The sequence below is a fragment of the Anaeromyxobacter sp. SG17 genome (assembly GCF_022690695.1).
GTDB lineage: Bacteria > Myxococcota > Myxococcia > Myxococcales > Anaeromyxobacteraceae > Anaeromyxobacter > Anaeromyxobacter soli.
Genome location: NZ_JALCYX010000020.1, coordinates 37268 through 60689, shown reverse-complemented (window position 1 = coordinate 60689; position 23422 = coordinate 37268). Strand labels below are relative to the sequence as shown.

The 23422-nt window shown below is 74.7% G+C and carries 26 protein-coding genes; 18 read left to right on the top strand and 8 right to left on the bottom strand.

The features are described from left to right. Positions 1-11: 11 nt before the first annotated feature. The 4 genes from hscB (at position 12) to iscX (ending at position 3124) form a co-directional block, all read left to right on the top strand. Entirely contained in the window at positions 12-635 is a 624-nt protein-coding gene (hscB, locus tag MNY60_RS10245) for a Fe-S protein assembly co-chaperone HscB (protein ID WP_242340278.1), read from the top strand. 8 nt (positions 636-643) lie between these two features. Beyond that, complete coding sequence (hscA, locus tag MNY60_RS10240; RefSeq protein ID WP_242360575.1) at positions 644-2530, top strand: Fe-S protein assembly chaperone HscA; 1887 nt, start codon at positions 644-646, stop codon at positions 2528-2530. Between the two features lie 5 nt (positions 2531-2535). Beyond that, positions 2536-2841: a 2Fe-2S iron-sulfur cluster-binding protein gene (locus tag MNY60_RS10235; RefSeq protein WP_242340276.1), complete on the top strand. Its 306-nt coding sequence runs from the start codon at positions 2536-2538 to the stop codon at positions 2839-2841. 85 nt (positions 2842-2926) lie between these two features. Next, entirely contained in the window at positions 2927-3124 is a 198-nt protein-coding gene (gene iscX / locus MNY60_RS10230; protein WP_242340275.1) for a Fe-S cluster assembly protein IscX, read from the top strand. Positions 3125-3177: 53 nt separating this feature from the next. Here iscX and MNY60_RS10225 read toward each other — a convergent pair whose 3' ends face one another. Genes MNY60_RS10225 through MNY60_RS10195 form a run of 7 tightly spaced genes read right to left on the bottom strand, consistent with a single transcriptional unit; the run spans position 3178 to position 9143 of the window. Beyond that, positions 3178-4242, bottom strand: a complete 1065-nt coding sequence (locus MNY60_RS10225) for a chemotaxis response regulator protein-glutamate methylesterase (protein ID WP_277956944.1) — start codon at positions 4240-4242, stop codon at positions 3178-3180. Then, entirely contained in the window at positions 4242-5153 is a 912-nt protein-coding gene (locus MNY60_RS10220; RefSeq protein WP_242353067.1) for a protein-glutamate O-methyltransferase CheR, read from the bottom strand. Before MNY60_RS10220 ends, MNY60_RS10225 begins: the two co-directional genes overlap by 1 nt. Positions 5154-5159: 6 nt before the next feature. Beyond that, a complete protein-coding gene (locus tag MNY60_RS10215) occupies positions 5160-5714 on the bottom strand; it encodes a chemotaxis protein CheW (protein WP_242353070.1) in 555 nt (184 codons plus the stop codon). A 40-nt stretch (positions 5715-5754) separates the two neighbouring features. Beyond that, complete coding sequence (locus MNY60_RS10210; protein ID WP_242360574.1) at positions 5755-7443, bottom strand: chemotaxis protein CheA; 1689 nt, start codon at positions 7441-7443, stop codon at positions 5755-5757. A 14-nt stretch (positions 7444-7457) separates the two neighbouring features. After that, positions 7458-7964: a chemotaxis protein CheD gene (locus MNY60_RS10205; protein WP_308197058.1), complete on the bottom strand. Its 507-nt coding sequence runs from the start codon at positions 7962-7964 to the stop codon at positions 7458-7460. Between the two features lie 13 nt (positions 7965-7977). Next, positions 7978-8760: a GAF domain-containing protein gene (locus MNY60_RS10200; RefSeq protein WP_242355107.1), complete on the bottom strand. Its 783-nt coding sequence runs from the start codon at positions 8758-8760 to the stop codon at positions 7978-7980. An 11-nt stretch (positions 8761-8771) separates the two neighbouring features. Further along, positions 8772-9143 carry a PleD family two-component system response regulator gene (locus tag MNY60_RS10195; RefSeq protein ID WP_242341349.1) on the bottom strand — a complete coding sequence of 124 codons (372 nt, stop codon included), beginning with the start codon at positions 9141-9143 and terminating at the stop codon, positions 8772-8774. 411 nt (positions 9144-9554) lie between these two features. Between MNY60_RS10195 and MNY60_RS10190 the strand changes: the two genes are divergently transcribed. Beyond that, positions 9555-10199: a hypothetical protein gene (locus MNY60_RS10190; RefSeq protein WP_242360573.1), complete on the top strand. Its 645-nt coding sequence runs from the start codon at positions 9555-9557 to the stop codon at positions 10197-10199. Next, entirely contained in the window at positions 10196-11131 is a 936-nt protein-coding gene (locus MNY60_RS10185; RefSeq protein ID WP_242355104.1) for a lamin tail domain-containing protein, read from the top strand. The genes MNY60_RS10190 and MNY60_RS10185 overlap by 4 nt, the downstream gene beginning before the upstream one ends. Positions 11132-11150: 19 nt before the next feature. Here MNY60_RS10185 and MNY60_RS10180 read toward each other — a convergent pair whose 3' ends face one another. Further along, positions 11151-11843, bottom strand: coding sequence for a response regulator (locus tag MNY60_RS10180; protein WP_242355102.1), 693 nt, complete (start codon positions 11841-11843; stop codon positions 11151-11153). A gap of 76 nt (positions 11844-11919) precedes the next feature. Between MNY60_RS10180 and MNY60_RS10175 the strand changes: the two genes are divergently transcribed. The 12 genes from MNY60_RS10175 (at position 11920) to MNY60_RS10120 (ending at position 23372) form a co-directional block, all read left to right on the top strand. Further along, a complete protein-coding gene (locus tag MNY60_RS10175; RefSeq protein ID WP_242355100.1) occupies positions 11920-12429 on the top strand; it encodes a chemotaxis protein CheW in 510 nt (169 codons plus the stop codon). Beyond that, complete coding sequence (locus tag MNY60_RS10170; protein ID WP_242341344.1) at positions 12426-12818, top strand: chemotaxis protein CheW; 393 nt, start codon at positions 12426-12428, stop codon at positions 12816-12818. Before MNY60_RS10175 ends, MNY60_RS10170 begins: the two co-directional genes overlap by 4 nt. 19 nt (positions 12819-12837) lie before the next feature. Then, positions 12838-14109 carry a methyl-accepting chemotaxis protein gene (locus MNY60_RS10165; protein ID WP_242341343.1) on the top strand — a complete coding sequence of 424 codons (1272 nt, stop codon included), beginning with the start codon at positions 12838-12840 and terminating at the stop codon, positions 14107-14109. A gap of 38 nt (positions 14110-14147) precedes the next feature. Continuing rightward, on the top strand, positions 14148-16448 hold the full coding sequence (locus MNY60_RS10160; RefSeq protein ID WP_242355098.1) for a hybrid sensor histidine kinase/response regulator: 2301 nt from the start codon (positions 14148-14150) through the stop codon (positions 16446-16448). Next, positions 16445-17467, top strand: a complete 1023-nt coding sequence (cheB, locus tag MNY60_RS10155) for a chemotaxis-specific protein-glutamate methyltransferase CheB (protein ID WP_242339469.1) — start codon at positions 16445-16447, stop codon at positions 17465-17467. Before MNY60_RS10160 ends, cheB begins: the two co-directional genes overlap by 4 nt. Beyond that, a complete protein-coding gene (locus MNY60_RS10150; RefSeq protein ID WP_242355096.1) occupies positions 17464-18963 on the top strand; it encodes a CheR family methyltransferase in 1500 nt (499 codons plus the stop codon). Before cheB ends, MNY60_RS10150 begins: the two co-directional genes overlap by 4 nt. An 8-nt stretch (positions 18964-18971) precedes the next feature. Next, positions 18972-19355 carry a PleD family two-component system response regulator gene (locus MNY60_RS10145; protein WP_242339466.1) on the top strand — a complete coding sequence of 128 codons (384 nt, stop codon included), beginning with the start codon at positions 18972-18974 and terminating at the stop codon, positions 19353-19355. Between the two features lie 117 nt (positions 19356-19472). Continuing rightward, on the top strand, positions 19473-20219 hold the full coding sequence (locus MNY60_RS10140; RefSeq protein ID WP_242355094.1) for a YebC/PmpR family DNA-binding transcriptional regulator: 747 nt from the start codon (positions 19473-19475) through the stop codon (positions 20217-20219). Positions 20220-20322: 103 nt separating this feature from the next. Further along, complete coding sequence (locus MNY60_RS10135; RefSeq protein ID WP_242339473.1) at positions 20323-21627, top strand: thymidine phosphorylase; 1305 nt, start codon at positions 20323-20325, stop codon at positions 21625-21627. A 72-nt stretch (positions 21628-21699) separates the two neighbouring features. Further along, complete coding sequence (locus MNY60_RS10130) at positions 21700-22548, top strand: purine-nucleoside phosphorylase (protein WP_242339462.1); 849 nt, start codon at positions 21700-21702, stop codon at positions 22546-22548. 45 nt (positions 22549-22593) lie between these two features. After that, positions 22594-22962 (top strand): PilZ domain-containing protein, encoded by a 369-nt coding sequence (locus MNY60_RS10125; RefSeq protein WP_242339460.1) that lies wholly within the window; start codon positions 22594-22596, stop codon positions 22960-22962. Further along, complete coding sequence (locus tag MNY60_RS10120) at positions 22959-23372, top strand: cytidine deaminase (protein ID WP_242339458.1); 414 nt, start codon at positions 22959-22961, stop codon at positions 23370-23372. Before MNY60_RS10125 ends, MNY60_RS10120 begins: the two co-directional genes overlap by 4 nt. The last annotated feature ends 50 nt before the right edge of the window (positions 23373-23422 follow it).

The following is a 23422-nucleotide window of genomic DNA, read 5'->3' as shown; positions in this document are numbered from 1 at the left end:
CCCGATCTGAGATGCGCCACCCGACCTGCTGGAGCTGCGAGCTGGAGCTGGAGAGCGGGACGCTCTTCTGCCCGCGTTGCCGCAAGATCCAGCCGGTCGCGCGCACCGAGGACTACTTCTCGCTCCTCGGCCTCCCGCGCGAGTTCGCGCTCGACCGGGCCGACCTCGAGCGGCGCTTCCGCGAGCTCTCCCGCGTGCTCCACCCGGATCGGTTCGCGCGCGCCGAGCCGCGGGAGCGGCGGCTCTCCCTGGAGCGCGCCACCCGCCTCAACGACGCCTTCCGCTACCTGAAGGACTGGCGGCTCCGCGCCGCCTACCTCCTGAAGCTCGCCGGGACGGACGTGTTCTCCGAGGGGCGGACCTTCACCGACCCCGAGTTCCTGGAGGAGCAGCTGGAGTGGCGGGAGGCGCTCGCCCTCGCGCTCTCCGACGGCGACGGGGAGGCCCTGCGGCGCATCGCGCGCGCGGCGCGCTCCCGGCTCGAAGGGATCGAGGCGGAGGTCGGAGGCATGTTCGAGGACGACCACTGGTTCTCCGAGCTGCCGGTGGAGATCGCGCGGCGCCTCTCCCGCGCGCGGTACTACGACAACATCGTGGCGGACGCCGAACGCGGCGCCGCCGCCGCCGGACCCTGAGGAGCCACATGCCGCGCGCGATCGGGATCGATCTCGGCACGACGAACTCGCTCGTCGCCCACGTGGACGAGCGGAACCGCCCGCAGGTGCTCGAGGTGGACGGCGGGAGCCGCCTCCTGCCCTCGGCGGTGTACTACGACGCGGGCGGCGACCCGGAGGTCGGCGCGGGCGCGAAGCGCCGGGCGCCGGAGCGGCCGCTCGACACCATCCTCTCGGTGAAGCGCTTCATGGGCCGCGGCCCCGGGGACATCCGCCCCGAGGACCGCGGCATCTACCGCTTCGACGAGTCCGGGGCGGTCGTGCGGCTCGTCCTGAACGGCGGCACGCGCGCCGTCACGCCGATCGAGGTCTCCGCCGAGATCCTCCGCGTCCTGAAGCGGGGCGCCGCGGAGGCGCTCGGCGGCGCGCCGGGCGGCTGCGTCATCACCGTCCCCGCCTACTTCGACGACGCGCAGCGCCAGGCGACCAAGGACGCCGGGCGGCTCGCCGGCCTCGACGTGCTCCGGCTCCTCAACGAGCCCACCGCGGCGGCGCTCGCGTACGGGCTCGACAAGCGCTCGCAGGGCGTCTTCGCCGTGTACGACCTCGGCGGCGGTACGTTCGACGTGTCGATCCTGCGGCTCGACGCCGGGGTCTTCGAGGTGCTCTCGACCGTGGGCGACACGCACCTCGGCGGCGACGACTTCGACCGGCTCGTGGCGCGGAGGCTCATGGAGGACGGGCTCACGCCCCCGAACGGCGCGCCGTCGCCGGCCGTGCTGCGCGGGGCGGTGGCCGCGGGGCAGAAGATCCGCGAGGAGCTGACCGCGCACGAGGTGGTCGAGGCGGACGTGGAGCTCCCCGAGGGGCACCGCCTGCGGGCGCGGCTCACCCGCGCCGAGCTGGAGGCGCTCATCCAGCCGGTGGTGGATCGCACGACCGGACCGTGCGAGGCGGCGCTGCGCGACGCGAACGTCGCGAAGGTGGACGGGGTGGTCCTCGTCGGCGGCGCGACGCGGACGCCGCTCGTGCGGCGCCACGTGCGGCGGATCTTCGGGCAGGAGCCGCTCACGGACCTCGACCCCGACACGGTGGTCGCGCTCGGCGCCGCGGTGCAGGCCGACGCGCTCGACCGCGGCGGGCGCGAGGACCTGCTCCTGCTCGACGTCATCCCGCTGTCGCTCGGCGTCGAGATGATGGGCGGGGTCGTCGAGAAGATCATCATGCGGAACTCGACCATCCCGGCGAGCGCCACCCAGCAGTTCACGACCTACGCCGACGGCCAGACCGGGATGGTCGTGCACGTCGTGCAGGGCGAGCGCGAGCTCGCCCGCGACTGCCGCTCCCTCGCGCGCTTCACGCTGAAGGGCATCCCCCCCATGCCGGCGGGGATCGCGCGCGTCGAGATCACCTACGCCGTGGACGCGGACGGGATCCTCCAGGTCTCGGCGCGCGAGCTCACGACCGGCATCGAGCAGAAGATCCAGGTGAAGGCGACCTACGGCCTCACGGAGGAGGAGGTCGAGCAGATGCTCGTCGAGAGCATCGAGCACGCCGAGGAGGACGTGACCCAGCGCTTCCTCGTCGAGTGGCGCGTGGAGGGCGACCGAATCCTCGGCTCGCTCGAGTCCGCCTTCGAGCTCGACGGCGGGCTGCTCACCGACGCCGAGCGGGCGCCCATCGAGGAGCGCATGCGCGGGCTGCGGGACGCCATGGCCGGCCCGGACTACCTCGCGATCAAGGCGTGGATCGAGTCGGTGGACGCCGCCTCGAAGGCGTTCGCCGAGCGGCGGATGGACAAGCACATCCGCCAGGCGATGGCCGGCCACCGCGTGCAGGAGTTCGCCGAGAGCATCGTCGAGCACCCGCGCGCGACCGGCTCCAAGGACGGCGATCTCGAGGACGAGGGGGCGTAGCGCGCATGCCGAAGGTCACCTTCCTGCCCGAGGGAAAGAGCGCGGAGGTCCGCCGCGGCTCGTCGATCCTGGAGGCCGCCGAGCAGGCCGGGGTCGAGCTCCCCCACAACTGCGGCGGCGTCGCGGCCTGCACCACCTGCCACGTCTGGATCGAGGCGGGGCTCGACTCGCTCTCCGAGATCGAGGATCGCGAGGACGACAAGCTGAACGAGGCCGCCGGGCTCCAGCCGAGCTCGCGGCTCGGCTGCCAGGCCTGCGTCTCGGACGAGGACGTGGTCGTGCGGATCCCCGGGAACCGGATCGCCTCCTGACGGACCCGTTCTCCACACGAACGCTCGGCGAGCGAAGCGAGCCCGCCGGCCGGGGGCGCAGTCCCCGTCAGAACAGGAGTCACCGATGAGATGGACCGACGTGCGCGACATCGCCATCGCCCTCGCCGAGACGCACCCCGGCGTGGCGCCGCTCTCCGTCCGCTTCACCGACCTGCACCGCTGGGTGCGCGAGCTCCCCGGCTTCGCGGACGATCCGGAGAAGTCGAACGAGAAGGTCCTCGAGGCCATCCAGATGGCCTGGCTCGACGAGGTCGAGGACTGACGGACCCTCGCCGGTCGTGAGGCGCGGACCGGCGAGCAAAGCGAGCCCGGCCCTCAGCCGCGCCGCGGCGGCGCCCGCCACCACTCCAGCAGGGCGGGCGCGATGCGCGGGAGCGGGAGGACCTGCTCGACCGCGCCTCGCGCGATCGCCTCCTTCGGCATGCCGAACACCACGCAGCTCGCCTCGTCCTGCGCGAAGGTGCGCGCGCCGGCGGCGCGGAGCTCGGCGAGGCCCTCCGCGCCGTCGTCGCCCATGCCGGTGAGGATCACGCCGGCCGCATTCCCGCCCGCCGCCTGGGCCGCGGAGCGGAACAGGACGTTCACGCTCGGCCGGTGCAGCGACACGGGGGGACCGTCGAGGACGTGGACGACGTACTGCGCGCCCGAACGCCGGAGCGCCAGGTGCCGGTTGCCGGGGGCGACGAGCGCCCGGCCCGGACCGAGCCGGTCGCCGTGCGCGGCCTCCTTCACCTCCACGCGGCAGCTCCGATCGAGGCGCGCCGCGAACTGCGCGGTGAACACCTCGGGCATGTGCTGGACGATGGCGATGCCCGGGGCGTCCGCGGGCAGCGCCTCGAGGATCTGGCGGAGCGCCTCGGTCCCGCCGGTGGACGCGCCGATGACCACGACGCGCTCGGCCGCGCCGCGGGCCGCCGGGCGGGCCGGGAGCACCGCGTCGGCGGAGAGCTTGATCCCCGGGCGCGAGCCGGCCGTCCGGCGGGGGACGCGCGCGAGCACGGCGGCGCGGACGACCTGCACGAGGCGCACGGCCGAGTCCTCGAGGAACCCCTTCACCCCCAGGCGCGGCTTCGCCACGAGGTCGACCGCGCCCTCCTCCAGCGCGCGCAGCGCGATCTCGGTGCCCGGGCCGGCGAGGCCGGAGCAGACCACCACCGGGACGGGATCCTCGGCCATCACCTTGCGCAGGAAGGTGAGCCCGTCCATCCGCGGCATCTCGATGTCGAGGACGATCGCGTCCGGGCGCTCCCGGCGCATCTTCTCCATGGCGATGAGCGGGTCGTGCGCCGTGGCGACCGTGAGCCCCGCGCGGCCGAGGATCTGCGTGAGCGCCAGCCGCACCACGGCGGAGTCGTCGACCACGAGGACGCGGGCGGGCATCAGGCGCTCCGCGCCGGAGGCGGCAGCGTGTACACGGTGGGCATGGCGGCCCGCGCGCGGGTGGTGAGCCCGCCGAGGCTCTCCGCGTGCCCGAGGAAGAGGTGCCCGCCCGGCTCGAGCCGGTCGATGAGCCGCTCGACCACGCGCTCCTTCGCCTTGCGCTCGAAGTAGATGAGGACGTTCCGGCAGAACACGAGGTCGAAGCGCGCGTCGGGCCAGGCGTCGCCGTTCAGGTTCACCCGGTCGAAGCGCACCCGCGCGCGGATCTCGGGCCCCGCCTTCATGAGCCCCTCCTGGCTGCCGACCCCGCGGAGCATGTAGGCCTTGAGGTAGGCCTCGGGGATCTCGCTCGCCTTGTCGATCGGCCACACCGCGGCGCGGGCGCGGTCGAGGATCCGGGTGGAGAGGTCGGTCGCGAGGATCTCGAGCTCCCAGCCGGAGGGGAACGCGTCGAGGAGCGACATCGCGAGCGAGTAGGGCTCCTCGCCGCTCGAGCACGCCGCGCTCCACACCCGGATCCGCCGCGCGCGCCGGCCCGCCTCGGCCTCCTCGCGCAGCGCGGGGAACACCTGTTCTCGCAGGAACTCGAAGTGGCGGGGCTCGCGGAAGAAGTGCGTCTCGTTCGTGCAGATCGCGTCGAGCATCCGCACCTTCTCGGCCGCGTCCCCGCGGACGCGCTCGTAGTAGGCGTGGTAGCTCGTGAGGCCGAGCTCCCGCAGCCGCCGGGCGAGCCGGCCCACGAGGAGGGCCTTCTTCACCGGCGCGAGCCAGATCCCGGCCTCGGCGTGGATGAGGCGCTGGAACAGCTCGAACTCGCCGTCCGTCACGGCGCTCACGGCCGGCGCCACGACGGCGGGGACGCTCCCCGCGCCGGCCACCTGTCGCGCCCGCCGCTCCGCGTGCACCGTCACGCGCGCCTACGCGGCCTCGACCGCGTCGCCGGCCGGAGCCTCCGGAGCGGCCTCGAGCGCGGCCTCGAGCGCGCCGGTGGCGGCGTCGCGCGCGAACTCCTTCTCGTCGGCCGAGATGACGCGGTCGAGGTCGAGCAGCAGCACGAAGCGCTTGCCGACCTTCCCCATGCCGAGGAGGAAGTCGACCTTCACCGCCGTGCCGAAGGGCGGGGCCGGCTCGACGTCCGCGGGCCCGAGCTCGATGACCTCCTGCACCGCGTCCGCCATGACGCCCACGACCGTGTCCTGGCCGTCGAGCCGCGCCTCGACGATGAGGATGCAGGTGAGGCGGGAGACCTCCGTCTCCGGCAGCCCGAACTTGGCGGCGAGATCGACGACCGCGACGACCTGGCCGCGCAGGTTGATGACGCCGCGCACGGAGCGCGGGGTGGACGGCACGCGCGTGACCGTCTCGTACTGGAGGATCTCCTTCACCTTGAGGATGCCGACGCCGTACTCGCCGCCCGCGAGGGAGAAGGAGAGGTACTGCGCGCGATCGTCCGCTTCCGTCGCCTGTGTCATATCGGGCTCCCAGTCATGACGAGGTTGCGCCCCCGTCCTTTCACGCCGCATTCGCCTCTGCCGTGGCCGCGCGCCGCAGGGTCTCCCGCAGGAGCCCGCCGACGTCGAGGATGAGCGCCACCCGGCCGTTGCCGAGGATGGACGAGCCCGAGATGCCGGGCACTCCGCCGAACATCCGGCCGAGCGGCTTCACCACCGTGGAGGACTCACCGTGCAGCGCGTCCACGGTGACGCCGGCCGTGTGCGCCCCATGCCGGACCACCACCACGTTCTCGCGCCCGGGGCGCGCGCCGCCGAGGCCGAAGTGGTCCCGCAGGCGCAGGTACGGCAGCGGGGCGCCCCGCACGTTCAGGATCCCGCAGGGCGCGGACGCCGCGCACTCCTCCGTGGGCAGCTCGAGGCACTCCACGACCGCGTCGAGCGGCAGGATGAAGGTCTCCGCGGCGACGCCCACCTTGAAGCCCTGGATGATGGCGAGCGTGAGCGGGACGCGGATCGTGATCTCCGTGCCAGCGCCCGGGACGCTCCGGATCGCGACCGAGCCTCGCAGCGCCTCGACGTTCCTGCGCACGACGTCCATGCCGACCCCGCGGCCCGAGAGCTCGGTGACCGCGTCGGCGGTGGAGAAGCCCGGCTCGAACACGAGCCGTCCCGCCTCCTCGTCCGTGACGCGCGCCGCGTCCGGCGCGAGCCCCTGCGCGACCGCCCGCGCCGCGATGCGCGCGCGGTCGAGGCCGGCCCCGTCGTCCGAGACCTGGATCACCATGCTCCCCGCCTCGTGGAAGGCGCGCAGCACCACGGTCCCGATGGGAGCCTTGCCGCGCGCGCGCCGGACGTCGGGCGGCTCGATGCCGTGGTCGAGGGCGTTGCGGACCATGTGCGTGAGCGGGTCGCGGATGTGCTCGATGACCGCGGTGTCCACCTCGACGTCCTCACCCTCGACGACGAGGCGCGCGCGCTTCCCGAGGGCGGCCGCGGCGTCGCGGACGGTCCGGGCGTGCGGGTGGAAGGTCGGCCCGATCGGCACCATCCGGGCCTTCGTGATGAGCTCCTGCAGGTCCTGGTACAGCCGGTCCGCCTCGCGGTGCGCCTCGAGGAGCTGCTCGGCCCCGGCGCCGGCGCGCTGCTCGAGGAGATCCGTGAGCCTGCCGCGGGCGATGGCGATCTCGCCCGACAGGTCGAGCATGCGGTCGAGCTTCGTCACGTCCACGCGCAGCGTGCGCGCGCTCGCGTGGGCAGGCCCGGCGGGCTCGTACGCGTCGCCGGGGCCGGCGTGGCCTCCGGCCGGCGAGGAGGACGCCCCGGGCTCGCCCGCGCCGGGGGCGGACCCGGCGGCCTGCGCGGCGGCGGCGAGTCGGCGCCGGAACGCGAGCGCGGCGGCGGGCTCCTCCCGCGCGCCCGCGGCGGCCGCCGCGACCGACCCGCGGAGCACGTCGACGGAGCGGAGGAGGAGCGTGACGAGCGCGTCGGTGACGCCGAGGCTCCGCCCTCGGAGCCGCTCGAGCACGTCCTCGAGGTCGTGCGCGAGCTCGCGGACGCCGTCGAAGCCGACGAGCGCGGCCCCGCCCTTCACGGTGTGCGCGTCCCGGAAGAGCGCGTGCAGGATGGCCTCGTCGCCGGGCCGTGCCTCGAGGGCGACGAGCGCCTGCTCCATGCGCCCGAACGTCTCCTCCGCCTCCGCGAGGAACGTCTGCACGAGCAGCTCGCGATCGATGCCGAGTTCGTCCATGTCGCCTCCGCCGTTCACAGCTGCCGCACCCAGGCGGTGCCCTCGTCCGCGAAGAAGATCAGCTTGCGACCCCGCGCGCCGCCGACGTCCTGGTCGAGCACCGGGATGCGGGCCTCCCCGAGGAGGCGCAGGGCGAGCTCGACGTTCTCCTCGCCGAGGTTGCGGGAGCCGCGGAACGCGCCGATGACGCTCGCGCCGCCGAACACCTTCGCGACGAGCGCGGCGCGCGCCGCCCCGGCCCGGACGACCGCGTCCACGAGCTCGGGCACAGCGACGTTGCCGAAGCGGACCGAGCGCTCGCGCCCCACCGGGTGCGGCAGGAGGAAGTGGTTCATGCCGCCGACCCCGCTCGCGGGATCGTGCAGGCACACCGCCACGCACGAGCCGAGCACGGTGGTGATGGCCGTGCGCGTGGCGGCGGTCGCGAGCTGGCCGGCGTGCAGGTAGACCTGGGCGCGGCCGGCGAGGTCGGGCGCGGCGGCGTTCGGCCGCTCGGGGAGGGTGGCGGTGCGAGCGGTCACGCGCCTCGCGGCCTCAGGCGCGCAGCGCGAGCGCGAGCCCGGCGTGCGTGGAGAGGAGGTCGAACACGGCGTGGTCCTGCTCGTCGAGGATCGGCTTGTGGCCGAGGAGCCGCCAGATGGCGAGCGCGCCGACGGTCGCGTCCCCGGCGCGCAGCGGGATGCAGGCGGAGAGCTCCGGATCGCAGGGCTCGGGGGCGGGATCGCGGCCCGCGATCCACGTGGCGCCGGACGAAGCGGCCCGGCCGATGATCCCCTCGCCGACCGCGACGGTGTGGATCGGCCCGGGGTCCACCCCGAACGCCTTCAGCAGATCGAGCGAGTCGCCGCGCCGCTCGAAGAGCGCGAGCTCCTCCGACCCCACCACGTTGATGACGATCTCCTGCACCGCGGCGACGACGTCCGCGCGCGAGCGGCCGCCGTGCAGCCGCTCCAGCGCGACGAAGAGCTGCGCGAGCTCGGTGGTGCGCTCCTGCGCGGCGACGTAGTCGTCGGAGAGCCTCCGCTGCTCGGCCTCGAGCTCCTCCACCCGTGCGCGGAGCCGGTCGCGCTCCGCGTTCGCGTGCGCGATGGCCTCGTGCGCCAGCGCGAGCTCGCTCGTGAGCCGCCGCCGCTCGTGCTCGCCCGGGTCGGAGGGCGCACCCCGACCGGGCACGGGCGTCGTCGCCTCGGAGGCGAGCCGCTGCTGCTCGGAGCGGAGCGAGGTGATCACCTCGCGCAGGCGCTCGCTCATCTTCTGGAGGTCCTGGCCCGCGGCGGCGGGCGGCGGGGGAGGGGTCCGGTCGCGCGGATCGGCCATGGCGTCGCTCGCTACTGCCCGAGGCAGCTGCGCACCTTGGCGAGCAGCTCGAGGCCGTTGATGGGCTTCGTGACGTAGTCGTTGCAGCCGCTCGCGTAGCCGGACTCGACGCTCGCGAGCTCGCCGCGCGTCGTGACCATGATGACCGGGATCTCGCGCGTGTCGGGCTGCTGGCGCAGCTTCCGGCAGGCCTCGAAGCCGTCCATGCGCGGCATCACCACGTCCATCAGGATGAGGTCCGGGCGCTCCGAGATCGCCTTCTCCACGCCCTCCGCGCCGTCCTTGGCGGTGACGACGTCGTAGGCGTCCTTCGACAGGATCATCCGCTCCATGAGGAGCACCGTGGACGAGTCGTCGACGAGCAGGATCTTCTTCCGGTCCATCACGGCGGCCTCCTCGGAGCTGCGAGCACCCGCCGAGGTGCAAGCGCGGCACCACTGCGCAGGGTGGGTGCGACGCGTACGCGCTCGCCACCGGCGCCGCCCAGGGCCCGCCGCGCTGGCCAGCCCTTTTCCCGAGGATCCGCGCCCGCCTGCGCGCGCGCCGCCGAGCCGAGCGCACGATATCGACGTACCGTGAACGGGGCGCGACGTCTCGCCCACGTGCGACAGCCGGAGGACCCGGGCTCGGGGTGTCCCGAGCCCCGGGTAGGGGGAGCCCGGGGCGCTCCGCCGCGGCATGGGGGGCGGCGGGCGCGCGGGAGACCGTCGGACGGAGCGCGGACGTGCTGCGGACGCAAACAGCCCAGGATCACGCTGAGATGCCCCGGCGCGGACCCTGCTCGGGCGCACCGCATGACCCCGATCTCCCTCGCCGTCGCCGCCGCGCTCGTCGCGGCAACCCCGCGTGCCCCCTCCACCCTCGATCCCGCGCCCGCGCGCGCGGGCCCCGCCGACGCTGGGGCCGCGGCCGACGCCGAGGCGCTCCGGGCGCTCGCGGTCCTCTCCTCGGGAGAGCCCGCCATCGCGGAGGTGCAGGCCGCCGCCGCGCAGGCGGCGGACTCCGAGGCGCCCGGCGCCGTGGGCTTCGCCCGGCGTGCACGCCTCGCCGCGCTGCTGCCGCGCCTGACCGCCGAGTACCAGCGCGACGAGCGCAGTCACCGCGTCGTCGGCCTGCAGGGCTCGGGCGAGGTGGACTACCTGCGGCTCGCGCCGGGCTTCGCCGTCACGCTCCGCGCGACGTGGGACCTGGGCGGCCTCGTCGCCGCGACGGGCGAGGTCGCCGCTGCCGCGGAGGCGACGGCCCGCGCCCGCGCCCGGGCGGAGGCGGTGAAGCGCGCCACCACCCTCTACTACGAGCGGCAGCGCCTCCGGCTCTCGCTGCTCCTCGACCCGCCCGGCAGCGCGCTCGCGCGCGCGCAGGCCGAGCTCGAGATCGATCGCCTCGGCGCCGAGCTCGCGGCGATCGCCGGCGCCCGCGGCGTGCGGGGGCGGCCGTGAGGCGCGCCGCCATCCTGCTGCTCGCCGCCGCCTGCGGCCTCCCCGAGCCCGCCCCGTTCGTGCGCGTGGAGAGCGTCGCGCCCGAGGGCCCGGGCGTCGCCCCGGAGGCGGTCGTGGCGGAGATCCGCTTCACCGCGCCCATCGCGCCCGAGGGCATCCTCGACGGCGAACGGCTCGCGCTCGTCCCCGCAGCCGACCTGCGCGAGGCGCTCGAGGCCGTCGAGTCGGACGCGGGCGCCGCGGCGCTCGCCTCGCGCGTCCCGGCGGCGGTCGCGCTCGCCGACGGAGGGCGTCGGGCGATGCTCACGCCCGGCGCGCCGCTGCGCGCGCTCGCCCCTTACGTGCTCGTGCTGTCGTCGCGCGTGCACGCCGCGGACGGACGGCCGGTGCTGGACGTCGAGGGCCGCCGCCGGCCGTCCGTGGGGGCCTTCGAGACGGCGCGCGCGGCCGGTCCGCCGCCGCGGCCGGTCGTCACCGAGGTGAGGGCGGACGCGGCGACGCCCGAGGCGGGCGGCGAGTACGTGGAGATCGCGAACCGCGGGGAGGGCGTGCTCGATCTCCTCGGCTGGCGCCTCGCGAAGCGCTCGGCGACCGGGGCGCTGTCCTCGTGCGTGGTGAGCGCGCGGCTCGAGGACGCGCTCCCGCCGGGCGCGATCGCGCTCGTCGCGGGTGGCGCGTACGACGGGCGGTACGCGCTGCCCCCCGGGACGCCCGTGCTCGCCTGCGGAGCGACCGCGCTCCTCGGCGGGATCGCCAACGAGCGGCCGCCGGAGCTCCTGCTCCTCGATCCCTCCGGCGCGGTCGCCTCCACGTTCGGCGCGGGCGGGGCGGCGCCGCTCTGCCCCGCGGCGGCGGTCCGCGTCGACGTGGACGGGCCGGACGTCGCGGAGAACCTGGCCTGCGCCGAGGGGGAGGGGACGCCCGGCGAGTGAGCCGGAGCCGGGGCCCGGGTCAGCGGGCGTTGTCGACGATCCACTTCCCGAGGAGCTCGTCCTTCAGGAGGTAGCCGTCGGCGCCGCACTCGGTCACGAGCTTCTCGACCTTCTGCTTGTCCTCGCCCGAGCAGAAGACGACCTTGATCGAGCGGAACATCTCGTTCTTCTTCACGAAGCGGCAGAACTGCGCGCCGTCCACCTTCGGCATGTTGATGTCGAGGAGGATGAGGTCGGGCCGGGTCTGGCGCTTCAGGATGATCGAGGTCGCCTTCTCGGCGTCCGGCGCGTACTGGATCTCGAAGCCCTTGGCCTCGAGCTCCTCCTTCAGCAGACGCGCGACGATCTCGGAGTCGTCCACGATGAGCACGCGGCGGCGCGCCTCGAGCGCGGCGGTGAAGCGGCGCGGCAGGTCCTCCGGCGGGGAGGACGGGACGGCGCCGTCGAGCTTCAGCTCCGCGGCCTTCTGCGCGAGCTCCTCCGGCGTCCCGTCGCCGACGAGCAGGGCGCGCCCGCGGAAGCCCCGGTCGCGCAGGAGCGGCGGCGCCTGCTTCGCGCGCACCGCGTCGACGAGCAGCGCCGCGGCGTTTCCCGCCTCGGCGACGAGCGCGTGCGGCTCGCGCTCGAGCACCACCTGGTGCCCGGCGGCCTCGAGGGCCATGCCGGTCACATGTAGGACGATCTCGCTCTCGCAGCAGATGAGGACCTTCACGTCGCCCCTCTCCCGGTGAATCAAAATAGCACCGATCTTGCCCGGTCGTCCCGGGCTCGCGGATAATCCGCGCCCGATGGCCGAGCCGAAGGAAGCGCAGCAACCCGAGTCCGGCGCCCAGGCGTCCGCGCCGGAGGCATGGTTCTTCTGCCTGAGGCTCCTCGGCGGCCGCTACGCGTTCGAGGCCCCGCTCGTCACCGAGGTGGTCCGCCTCGGTCCGCTCACGCGGCTCCCGGCCGCGCCGGCCTTCCTCCCCGGCGTGTTCACCCACCGCGGCGAGGTCCTGCCGGTGCTCGACATCGCCCAGCTCGTCGGCCAGGGGTCGGTGTCGCTCCGCCCGAGCACGCGCGCCGCGATCGTCCATTGCGGCCCGTGGAAGGTGGCGGTGGTGAGCGACTCGGTCGAGGGGCTCGTCGCGATCCCGCGCCGCCAGCTCGAGCCGCCGCCGGCCGAGTCGAGCGGCGTCGCCGAGTTCCTCTCCGCCGTCGGCCGCGACCGCGCGGGCGCCATCGCGATCCTCGATCTGCCGCGCCTCGTCGAGACCGCCCGGGCGCGCGCCGTGCCAGCGGGGAGCGCCGCGGCGTGACCGGCCCGACGAGCGAGCTCGTCCTGTTCCAGGTCGGCCCGCGCACCTTCGCGGCGGTCGTGCACGACGCCATCCGCATCGGCAGCGTGCGGGACGTGCCCGCGGAGGACCTCGTCCTCGAGACGGCGCTCGGCGCGCCGCGCGCCTGCACGCGCGGCATCGTCGTCGCGAGCCACGACGAGGCCGTGGAGCGGACCCTGGTGGTCGATCAGGTGATCGGCACCCGGAGCGTGCCGGAGGTGCAGGTGCAGCCGCTCCCCGCCTTCGCCGCCGCCTGCCTCACCTCCGGCGCCGTCACGGGCTTCGTGCTCCTCGACGGCGACCCCGTCCTCCTCGTCGACCTCCCCACCCTCGTCCGCGAGCACGCCACCTCCGCCGCGCCCGTGTGACGCCTCCCCCGGAGCAGCCATGAGCACCCGCGATCCGTTCGACGTCCAGCAGAAGCCGAAGGCCCGCGCGGCCGCGCCGCGCGCGGCGGCGGCGAAGAGGCGGAACACCGTCGTCGGCGCCGACGCCGCCCGCATCGCCGTGGTCCTCCGCGGCTTCGCCGAGGGGAACTACGACGGCCGCGTGGACGCCGGGGCGATCGACGATCCCGGCCTGCGCGCCATCGCCGAGGCGGTGAACGGGGCCGCGAGCGCGGTCGTCGAGGACCTTCGCCAGGCGCACCAGCGCGTGCAGATCGTGACGGCCGGCATCGACGAGGCCATCGAGGCGATGATCCGCCTCGTCATCCAGGGCGACCTCTCAGGCTCGCTCCGCGCCGGCTCGACCGACTCCGCGCTCACGCCGCTCATCGCCGGCATCGGCCAGGTGATGGAGACGCTGAAGAAGTTCGTCACCGAGACGCGCGAGGCGGCGATGCAGCTGTCGACCAGCTCCGCGGAGGTGCTCGCGGCGGCGACGCAGAACGAGTCCTCGACGAGCGCGCAGGCGTCGGCCATCCACGAGACGACCGCGACGATGGAGGAGCTGAAGGGCGCCTCGCACCAGATCGCCGAGAACGCGCAGATGGTGGCCGCGATCGCCGAGCAGACCCTCTCCGGCGCGAAGCAGGGCGAGGGCGCCATCAAGGCGTTCATGGGCTCGATGGAGAAGGTCCGCCACAACGCCGTCGAGGTGGACGACGCGATCGCGAAGCTCTCCAAGCGGGTCGAGCGCATCGGCACGGTCGTCGAGGTCATCGACGAGATCGCGGACCGCTCGGACCTCCTCGCCCTGAACGCCGCCCTCGAGGGGGCCAAGGCGGGCGAGGCGGGTCGCGGGTTCTCCATCGTGGCCGCCGAGATGCGCCGCCTCGCCGAGAACGTCCTCGAGTCGACGAAGGAGATCAAGAACCTCATCACGGAGATCCGCGAGGCGACGCACGCCGCCAAGGAGGCGTCCGACGGGAACAAGCGCGAGGCCTCCGAGGGCGAGAAGCTCGGCGGCAACGCCATGGCGAGCGTCTCGGGCATCCTCTCCGGCATCCAGGAGACGAGCGACGCCGCCCGCGTGATCCACCTCGCGACGCAGCAGCAGCGCACGGCGACCGAGCAGGTCGTGCAGTCGATGTCGGAGATCGAGGAGGTCACTCGCCAGGCGCAGGCCGGGTCGAAGCAGGCGACCGGCGCGGCCTCCGAGCTCACGAAGCTCGCCGAGCGCCTCGCAGAGCTCGTGAAGCGCTTCAAGGTGGAGTAGCCCGGGCCGCTCAGGGAAAGGCACGCCGCGAGCCGCGCATGGGCGTCTCCGAAGAGATCCGCAAGAAGCTCCTCCCCCGCTTCCGCGAGACCACCGCGGACCGGGTGGAGAAGATCTCGGGCGCGCTGCTCGAGCTCGAGCGCGGCGCCGGGACGCCGGAGGCGCTCGACGAGCTCGCGCGCGAGCTGCACACGCTGAAGGGCGAGGCCCGCATGATGGGCTTCGTCGGCATCTCCAGCGTGGTGCACGCGGCGGAGGACCTGCTCAAGGCGCTCCCCAAGGACAGCCCCGGCGAGCGGCTCGACGCGCTCCTCCGGGCGTGCGGCGCCATCGTGCCGATGCTCGACGCGCCCGCGGAGGGCGGGGACGCGGCCGGGAAGCTCGCGGAGTCCCTGCGCGCGCTCATCGCCGGACCGCGGGGCGCGCCGGAGGGCGCTGCGGAGGTCTCGACGGTGGCGGCGTCGCCCGCGCCCGGGCCGTCGCCTTCGCACGCGAGCTCGAGCGCGACCGCGACGACCTCGACCACGACCTCGACCACGAGCGAGCGCGCGGCCCCGGCCGCCCCGGCGCCCGCGCCGGCGCGGCCCGCGGCGCCGTCGCCCGAGGCCCGGCTCGAGCTTCGCGGGGACAAGCCGGCCGCCTCGATCCGCGTGGACGTCGACCGGCTGGACGAGATCGCCGCGCTCGCCGGCGACGTGCTCGTCGAGGGAGAGCGGGCCATCCGCCGCTCCCGCGACCTCAACGCGCTGTTCGCGCGGTGGGGCCGGCTGTCGGACCGGGTGATCGCGCTCGCCGAGCGGCTCCGCGACGCGCGCACCGCCCGGCTCGTCGAGCAGATCGAGGGAGACGTCCACCTCCTCCGCTCGGACACGTTCCGCTTCGCCCGCGCGCAGACCGAGGCCGCCTCCTCCTCCCAGGCGCAGTTCGGGATGCTCGCCGAGCGGATCGGGGAGGCGCGGCTCATCCCGCTCTCCGGCGTGCTCGCGGGCTTCCCCCTCGCCGCCCGCGACATGGCGCGCGAGCAGGGCAAGGAGGTCGAGTGCGTCGTGCGCGGCGGCGAGACCGGGGTCGACAAGGCCATCCTGCTCTCGCTCAACGACCCGCTCGTCCACCTCGTCCGCAACTGCGTCGATCACGGGCTCGAGACGCCTGCCGAGCGAGTGCAGGCGGGCAAGCCGCGCGCGGGGAAGATCGTCATCTCCGCGCGGGTGGACGGCGACCTGCTCGCCGTGACCGTGGAGGACGACGGGCGCGGGATCAGCCCGCAGAAGGTCCGCGCCTCCGCGCTGCGCAAGGGGATCATCGGCGAGCAGCAGGCGGCGAGCCTGTCGGCGCGGAACGCGCTCGACCTCATCTTCATGGCGGGGTTCTCGACGCGCGAGCAGGCGGGCGAGACGAGCGGCCGCGGGGTGGGGCTCGACGTGGTGCGCAAGCGCGTCACGGCGCTCGGCGGGTCGGTCACGGTCGAGTCCGAGGTGGGCAAGCGCACGCGGTTCACGCTGCGCATGCCGCAGTCGCTGTCGCTCATGAAGGTCCTCCTCGTCCGCATCGACGAGGACGTCTACGGGATCCCGGCCGTGGACGTGGACAGCGTCGGGCGGCTCGACCCCAAGGAGGCGACGGAGGTCGCGGGCATCCGGGCCGTGCGCTACCGCGGGCGGCTCATGCCGGTAGTCGCGCTCGGGCCCCTCCTCTCGCTCAACGGCGGCCCGCGCTCGAAGCGGCCGCTCGTGGCGTACGTCGACCACGGCAGCGAGGGCGCGGCGGTGGTGGTGGACGGGCTGCACGGCGAGCGCGAGGTGGCGGTGAAGGCGCCCGGGGCGTTCCTCAAGGGCATGCGCTTCGTCACCGGCGCCGCCGCGCTGGAGGACGGGCGCGTCGCGCTGCTCCTCTCGACCCCGGACATCGTGGCCGCGGCCCGCCGGCTCGCCTCGCCGGCCCTGGCGCGCGGCCGCGACCGGCGGCGCCTGCGGGTGCTCCTCGTGGACGACAGCGCGATCGCGCGAGAGGCGGAGGCGGCCCTGCTCCGCTCGCTCGGGCACGAGGTGGACGAGGCGGTGGACGGAGAGGACGGCTGGCGGAAGCTGCAGACCGGCAGCTACCAGCTCCTCGTCACCGACGTGCAGATGCCGGTGCTCGACGGCATCGACCTCACCCGCCGCGTGAAGGCGACGCCGCGGTTCGTGAAGCTGCCCATCGTCATCATGTCCTCGCTCTCCGCGCCCGAGGAGCGCCGCCGCGGCGTGGACGCCGGCGCCGACGCGTACATCGTCAAGGGCGAGCTCGAGGCCGAGAGCCTCGCCGCCACGCTCGAGCGGCTCTGCGGGGTCGGCGCGTGACGCCTCCACAGGCGCGGCAGGTCCGCGTCCTCGTCGCGGACGACTCCGCCCTGTTCCGCGAGCTCCTCGCCGGGGTGGTCGCGGACGGCCCGGGGTTCGAGGTGGTCGCCGTCGCGGCCGACGGACACGCCGCCGCCGCGCTCGCGCGGCAGCACCGGCCCGACGTCATCACCATGGACCTCAACATGCCCGAGGCCGACGGCTACGCGGGCATCGCGCGGATCATGGCCGAGACGCCCACCCCGATCCTGGTCCTCACCGGCAACCCCGCCGAGGCGGTCGGGTTCCGCGCGCTCTCGCTCGGCGCGCTCGACATCCTCGAGAAGCCGCACGCGACGACCGACCTCGAGACGTACGGGCGGCAGCTCCGCTCGCGCCTCAGGCTCCTCGCCGGCGTGAAGGTGATCCGCCACCTGCGCGGGCTGCGCACCGAGGGCGAGCCGCCGCCCCGGCGGAGCGCGGGCGTGGAGCTCGTCGTCATCGGCGCCTCGCTCGGCGGCCCGCGCGCGCTCGTGTCCCTCCTGCGCGGGCTCGCGCCGGTCTTCCCGGCCCCGGTCGCGATCGTGCAGCACATCGCCGACGGGTTCACCGAGGGGCTCGCGGCCTGGCTCGCCGCGGAGACCCGGCTCGACGTGCGGGAGGCGCGGGACGGCGACGTCCTCGCGCCGGGCCGGATCGTCCTCGCCCCCTCCGGCCGTCACCTCGTCGTCGCCGACGGCGCGGTGCGGCTCTCGGACTCGCCGCCGGTCGAGACCTTCAAGCCGTCGGTGACGCCGCTCTTCCTCTCGGCGGCGCGGCAGCACGGCGCGCGCGCCTGCGGCGTGATCCTCACCGGCATGGGCCGCGACGGCGCCGAGGGGCTGCGCGCCATCCGCGCGGCCGGCGGGCCGACGATCGCGCAGGACGAGGCGACGAGCGCGGTGTTCGGGATGCCGCGCGCGGCCATCGAGCTCGGGGCCGTCGATCGCGTGCTCCCGATCGAGGCGATCCCCCGCGCGCTCCAGGAGCTGACCCGGTGAGGCCGATCACGCCGGACGACCTGACGCAGCTCGCCGCGCTCCTCAAGGAGCGGGTGGGCCTGCACGTGCGCCCGGACGGTCACTCGGCGCTGCGCCTCGCCCTCGGCGCCCGGCTGGAGGAGCTCGGGCCCAACGCACCGGACGGGCGCGCGTACGTCGGCCTCCTGCGCTCGCAGGACGGCGGCGACGAGGAGCTCCGGCGGCTGCTCCCGCTCGTCACGGTCGGCAAGACGAGCTTCTTCCGCGACGAGCGCCAGTTCCGCGCGCTCGAGGCGCTGCTCCCCGGCCTCGTCGCGCGCGCGCGCGGCGGCGGCCGGCGCGTCGCGATCTGGTCGGCCGGCTGCGCCACCGGGGAGGAGCCGTACTCGATCGCGATGACCGCGGAGGGCGCCGGGGCGGAGCCCGAGCACCTCGAGCTCCTCGCCACCGACGTGAACCCGGAGGCGGTCGCGCAGGCCGCGCGCGGCGCGTACGACGCCCGGCGCGCGCGCGAGATCCCCCAGCCGCTCCGCGAGCGCCACTTCGACGCCGACGGGGATCGCCACCACGTGCGCGCGAGCCTCAGGCGGTTCATCACCGCGATCCGTCCGCACAACCTGGTCTCGGGCACCATGCCGCGGCCCGAGGGCGGGTGGGACGTCATCTTCTGCCGCAACGTCATCATCTACTTCGACACGCCCACGACGCAGCACGTGCTCACGCAGTTCCTCCACGCGCTCACGCCGGGCGGCTACCTGTTCCTCGGCTACTCCGAGTCGCTCTTCCGCATCTTCGAGGGCTTCGAGCTCACGGAGGTCGCCGGGGCGTTCCTCTACCGGCGCCCGGAGACGCCGCGCACGACGCCGCTCCCGGCCCCGCGCCCGGTTCGCCCCGTCGTCCCGGTGCCGTCCGCGCCGCCGCTCGTGCGCCACGTGTCGCTGCCCCCGGCGGCGCCCCCGCGCCTCCCCACCCCGGCGCCCATCCCGGCGCCGCAGCCGCCGCTCGCGCCCCAGGAGTACCTCGACGCCGCGGTGGCGCTGTTCGCCGACGGCCGCTTCGGCGCCGCGCGCGAGCTGCTCGAGCGGCTCCTCGAGAAGGGCGGCGAGGACCTCGCGGTGCGGCTCACGCTGGCGAACCTGTACGGCATCCTCCGGCAGACCGACCGGGCGCGCGAGTGCTACGTGGCCGCGCTCCAGCTCGAGCCGCTCAGCGCCGAGGCGCACCTCTTCTTCGGGATCCACCTGCTCGAGGAGGGCGAGACCGACGGCGCCGCCCTCGAGCTCTCGCGGGCGCTGTTCCTCGACCCCGACCTCGCGCTCGCGCATTACTGGCTCGGGCGCTGCCGCGAGGCGCAGCGCGATCCCGACCGCGCGCGGCTCGCCTACCGGAACGCGCTCGCCGCGCACGCCCGCCGGCCGGATGGGAAGCGTCAGGCCTTCCTGGGCTACTATCCGGACGTCCCCGAGGACGGCGCCGCCTTCGTCCGGGCCGCGCACTACGCCCTCGCCGCGCTGTGAGGAGAACGATGGCCGAGAAGAAGCGGATCCTGCTCCTCGACGACTCGACGATCACGCTCGAGATGGAGAAGGCCGTGCTCGAGGACCGCGGCTACAAGGTCGCGATCGCCTCGAACCTGCTCGAGTTCCAGGCGCAGCTCGACGGCTTCCAGCCGGAGATCATCCTCACCGATCTCATGATGCCGGACATCTCCGGCAAGGACATCGTCCGCGTCCTGAAGCAGGACTTCCACACCGAGAAGATCCCCATCATCCTCTTCAGCTCGAAGGGCGACGACGAGCTCGCGGAGATCTCCGAGCAGGTGGGCGCCGACGGGTTCCTCTCCAAGTCGCACGGCATCGACCGGCTCGGCGACATGGTCGACGAGATGGTGGACTCGATCCTGTGGTAGGCGCGGTTGCCCGCGGCGCCTTAGAACTCCCCACGATTGCTTGAAGATCCGGGGGAGCGCGTGCTACCTCGGGACGAGGGGCCGCCCGGGGTCGCGGCCGCCGAGAGGAACGCCGCCATGTCCGGCCACAACCGATGGTCCAAGATCAAGCGCCACAAGGAGGCGCAAGGGGCGGCCAAGGGCAAGCTCTTCTCGAAGGTCATCAAGGAGATCACCGTCGCCGCGCGAATGGGCGGCGGGGACCCCGCCGGCAACCCGCGCCTCCGCGCCGCGATCGACGCGGCCAAGGAGGCGAACATGCCGCAGGAGAACGTCACCCGCGCGGTGAAGAAGGGCACGGGCGAGCTCGAGGGCGTCTCCTACGAGGAGGTCGTCTACGAGGGGTACGGGCCGGGCGGGGTGGCGATGATCGTCGAGTGCCTCACCGACAACCGCAACCGGACCGCCGGTGACGTCCGCTCCTCCCTCGCGAAGGGCGGCGGGAACCTCGCCGCCGAGGGCGCGGTGGCGTGGAACTTCGACCGGCGCGGGGTCGTCGAGGTGAAGCCCGGCCCGACCGAGGACGAGGTCACGGAGGCGGCGATCGAGGCGGGGGCCGAGGACGTCGTGAGCCTCGGCGCGGAGGGGTTCGAGGTGCGCACGCTCCCGAACGACCTGCACGGCGTCGCCGCGGCGCTCGAGAAGAAGCTCCCGCTCGGCGCGAGGCGGCTCACCTTCGTCCCCCGGGAGACGCTGCGGATCACGGACCCGGACAAGGCGCGCTCCATGCTGAAGCTCGTGGACATGCTGGAGGACCTCGAGGACGTCCAGAACGTCCACGCCAACTTCGAGATCGACGACGAGCTGATGGAGCGGCTCGCCTGAGGCGGCAGCGGACGGCGTCGAGGGGCGGCGAACGGGCCGGCGGTCCGCACCCGCGGGGTGGGCGCGGGCGGGCCGAGGCGGCGTGAGGCTCCGGGAGGGCTGCGTGCGCGCGTACGAGATCATCCACCGCAAGCGCGACGGAGGGGCCATCCCGCCGGACGCGATCGCCGCGCTCGTCGACGGCTTCACGCGCGGCGAGATCCCCGACTACCAGATGGCCGCCTTCTGCATGGCGGTGTTCTTCCGCGGCATGGACGAGGGCGAGGTCCGCGCGCTCACCGAGGCGATGCTCCGTTCCGGCGACGTGCTCGACCTCTCCGACGTGCCGGGCGCGAAGGTCGACAAGCACTCCACGGGAGGGGTGGGGGACAAGGTCTCCCTCGCCCTCGCGCCGCTCGCCGCCGCCTGCGGCGTCAAGGTGCCGATGATCTCCGGGCGCGGCCTCGGCCACACCGGCGGCACGCTCGACAAGCTCGAGGCGATCCCGGGCTTCCGGGTGGACCTGCCGGTCGAGACGTTCCGCGCGCTGGTCCGCGACGTCGGCGCCTGCCTCGTCGGCCAGACCGAGCGGCTCGCGCCGGCGGACCGGAAGCTCTACGCGCTCCGCGACGTCACCGCGACGGTCGAGTCGATCCCGCTCATCGCCGCGTCCATCATGTCGAAGAAGCTCGCCGAGGGGATCGACGCGCTCGTCCTCGACGTGAAGGTCGGCTCGGGCGCCTTCATGAAGCGGCCCGAGGACGCGCGCGCGCTCGCGCGGACCCTCGCCGGGATCGGCCGCGGCATGGGCAAGCGCGTCTCGGCGCTCCTCACGCGCATGGACGAGCCGCTCGGCCGGGCGATCGGGAACGCGCTCGAGGTCGAGGAGACGCTGGCGCTCCTGTCGGGCGGAGGGCCGCCGGACCTGCGCGAGGTCACCGTCGAGCTCACCGCGGAGATGCTGGTCCTCGGCGACGCCGCGCCCGGCCTCGCCGCCGCGCGGGCGCGGGTCGAGGCGGCCATCGCCGACGGGAGCGGCCTCGCGAAGCTCGAGCAGATCGTCCGCGCCCAGGGGGGCGACGCGGCGGTGCTCCGCGATCCCGGCCGGCTGCCGCGCGCGCCGGCGCGCTACGACGTCGCCGCGCCCGAGGCCGGCTTCGTCACGGAGATCGACGCGGAGGCGCTCGGCCTCGCCGCGGTGGCGCTCGGGGCGGGCCGCGCGCGCGTCGAGGACCGGGTGGACCCGGCGGTCGGGATCGTGGTCGCGAAGAAGCTCGGCGATCGCGTCGAGCGGGGCGAGCCGCTCTGCACGGTGCACGCGGGCGAGCGCAGCGAGGCCCGCGAGCGGATCGCGAGGCGCATCGCGGGCGCCTACCGGATCGGCCCCGCCGCGCCCGCGGCGCGGCCGATCGTCCTCGAGCGATTGTAGGCGGCCGACCATGACCCGAGAGCAGCCAACGAGCGAAGCGGGCCCGCCGGGGCGCGCGAACAGGGGCGAGCCATGACCCACCGCGCCGATCTCTCCACGCGCCTCTCCTACGCCCTCGCCTGGATCCGGGGGAAGACGGACCTCGCGCCCGCGGCCGGGCTCGTGCTCGGCTCGGGCCTCGGGGACTTCGTCGACCGGCTCGAGCGGGCGGTGTCGATCCCCTACGAGGAGATCCCGTCGTTCCCGGTCTCGCGCGTCCCGGGGCACGCGGGGCGCCTGGTCGTCGGCGAGCTCGCCGCGCCGGGAGGGCGGGTCGCCGTCGCCGCGATGCAGGGGCGGGTGCACGGCTACGAAGGCTGGAGCGCGGCGGACGTCGCCTTCGGGGCGCGGGTGCTCTGCGCGATGCCGGTGAAGCTGCTCCTCGTGACGAACGCGGCGGGCGGCGTGAACCCCGCGTACGCCCCGGGCGAGCTCGTCCGGATGGTCGATCACCTGAACCTCTCCGGCATGAACCCGCTCGTGGGCGAGAACGACGAGCGGCTCGGTCCGCGCTTCCCCGATCTGTCGGAGGCGTACGACGCGCGCCTCGGGGCGCTGCTCGACGAGGCCGCCGCCGAGCGCGGCGTTCCGCTCCGCCGCGGCGTCTACGCCTGCATGCCGGGCCCGTCCTACGAGACGCCGGCGGAGATCAGGATGCTGCGCCTGCTCGGCGCGGACCTCGTCGGGATGTCCACGGTGCCCGAGGTCATCGCGGCGCGGCACATGGGCGTGCCGGTCGTCGGGATCTCGGTGGTGACGAACCCCGCCGCGGGGCTCTCGCGGCAGCCGCTCTCGCACGAGGAGGTCGCGGAGACCGCCGGCCGCGTCAAGGACCGGCTGGCCGCGGTCGTGGAAGGGTTCCTCCCCAGAGCGGTTCGTTGAAAAGGGTGGCCCCAGGCTGCTAGCGTCCCTTCCGGAGGGGCGAGCATGGACGATCGTCTGCCACCGAAGAGCGACGCCGCCGACCCGACCGATAAAGAGGCCGAGGCGGACCGGCGCGAGAGCGGGCGCATCCCGATCCACCTGCTGGTGCGCGACGCGGCGCTCGGCGGGTCGTTCGAGCCGTACGAGGGCAACCTCGCCCTCGGCGGCGTGTACTTCGGCGGGCTCCACCCACCCGCGGGGAACCGCGTCCAGCTCCGGTTCCTCATCCCCGGGACGCGGCAGGAGATCGAGGCGTCCGGCGAGGTGCTGCGGGTGTCGCGTGAGGGGCCGCGCTTCGGCGCGCACGTGAAGTTCGTGGACATGCCGCTCGCGGCCGAGCTCGCCATCGCGCGCCTCCTGCAGGAAGAGTGAGCGCGCGCTCCGGAAAGAGCGGCGGCGCGGCCGCGCTCGCCCGCGCCGCCCGCGCCGCGCGCAAGCGCGCCTACGCGCCGTACTCGAGCTTCCGGGTGGGGGCGGCGGTGCGCGCCGGCGACGCGGTTCACGCCGGGTGCAACGTCGAGAACGCGAGCTACGGCCTCACGCTGTGCGCGGAGCGGGTGGCGGTCGCCACCGCGGTGGCCGCGGGCGCGCGCCGGATCGACGCCATCGCCGTGGCGAGCGGGACGGACGAGCCGACGCCGCCCTGCGGGATGTGCCTGCAGACGCTCGCGGAGTTCGCCGGGCCCGAGCTGCCCGTCAGGCTCGTCGGGGCGCGCGGCGGGGCGGTCGACACGACGCTCGGCGAGCTCCTTCCGCGCGCGTTCACGAAGCGCTTCCTCTGAGGGCGCTGCTCGCTCGAGCCGACGTCGCGCACCGCAGCCAGGGCGTCCCC

Coding starts and splice junctions, on each gene's coding strand:
- MNY60_RS10125 (WP_242339460.1), top strand. CDS start 22,594: ATGGACGATCGTCTGCCACCGAAGAGCGACGCCGCCGACCCGACCGAT.
- hscA (WP_242360575.1), top strand. CDS start 644: ATGCCGCGCGCGATCGGGATCGATCTCGGCACGACGAACTCGCTCGTC.
- MNY60_RS10210 (WP_242360574.1), bottom strand. CDS start 7,443: ATGGACGAACTCGGCATCGATCGCGAGCTGCTCGTGCAGACGTTCCTC.
- MNY60_RS10235 (WP_242340276.1), top strand. CDS start 2,536: ATGCCGAAGGTCACCTTCCTGCCCGAGGGAAAGAGCGCGGAGGTCCGC.
- MNY60_RS10145 (WP_242339466.1), top strand. CDS start 18,972: ATGGCCGAGAAGAAGCGGATCCTGCTCCTCGACGACTCGACGATCACG.
- MNY60_RS10175 (WP_242355100.1), top strand. CDS start 11,920: ATGGCCGAGCCGAAGGAAGCGCAGCAACCCGAGTCCGGCGCCCAGGCG.
- MNY60_RS10160 (WP_242355098.1), top strand. CDS start 14,148: ATGGGCGTCTCCGAAGAGATCCGCAAGAAGCTCCTCCCCCGCTTCCGC.
- iscX (WP_242340275.1), top strand. CDS start 2,927: ATGAGATGGACCGACGTGCGCGACATCGCCATCGCCCTCGCCGAGACG.
- MNY60_RS10140 (WP_242355094.1), top strand. CDS start 19,473: ATGTCCGGCCACAACCGATGGTCCAAGATCAAGCGCCACAAGGAGGCG.
- MNY60_RS10195 (WP_242341349.1), bottom strand. CDS start 9,143: ATGGACCGGAAGAAGATCCTGCTCGTCGACGACTCGTCCACGGTGCTC.
- MNY60_RS10215 (WP_242353070.1), bottom strand. CDS start 5,714: ATGACACAGGCGACGGAAGCGGACGATCGCGCGCAGTACCTCTCCTTC.
- hscB (WP_242340278.1), top strand. CDS start 12: ATGCGCCACCCGACCTGCTGGAGCTGCGAGCTGGAGCTGGAGAGCGGG.
- MNY60_RS10190 (WP_242360573.1), top strand. CDS start 9,555: ATGACCCCGATCTCCCTCGCCGTCGCCGCCGCGCTCGTCGCGGCAACC.
- MNY60_RS10200 (WP_242355107.1), bottom strand. CDS start 8,760: ATGGCCGATCCGCGCGACCGGACCCCTCCCCCGCCGCCCGCCGCCGCG.
- MNY60_RS10165 (WP_242341343.1), top strand. CDS start 12,838: ATGAGCACCCGCGATCCGTTCGACGTCCAGCAGAAGCCGAAGGCCCGC.
- MNY60_RS10225 (WP_277956944.1), bottom strand. CDS start 4,242: ATGCCCGCCCGCGTCCTCGTGGTCGACGACTCCGCCGTGGTGCGGCTG.
- MNY60_RS10130 (WP_242339462.1), top strand. CDS start 21,700: ATGACCCACCGCGCCGATCTCTCCACGCGCCTCTCCTACGCCCTCGCC.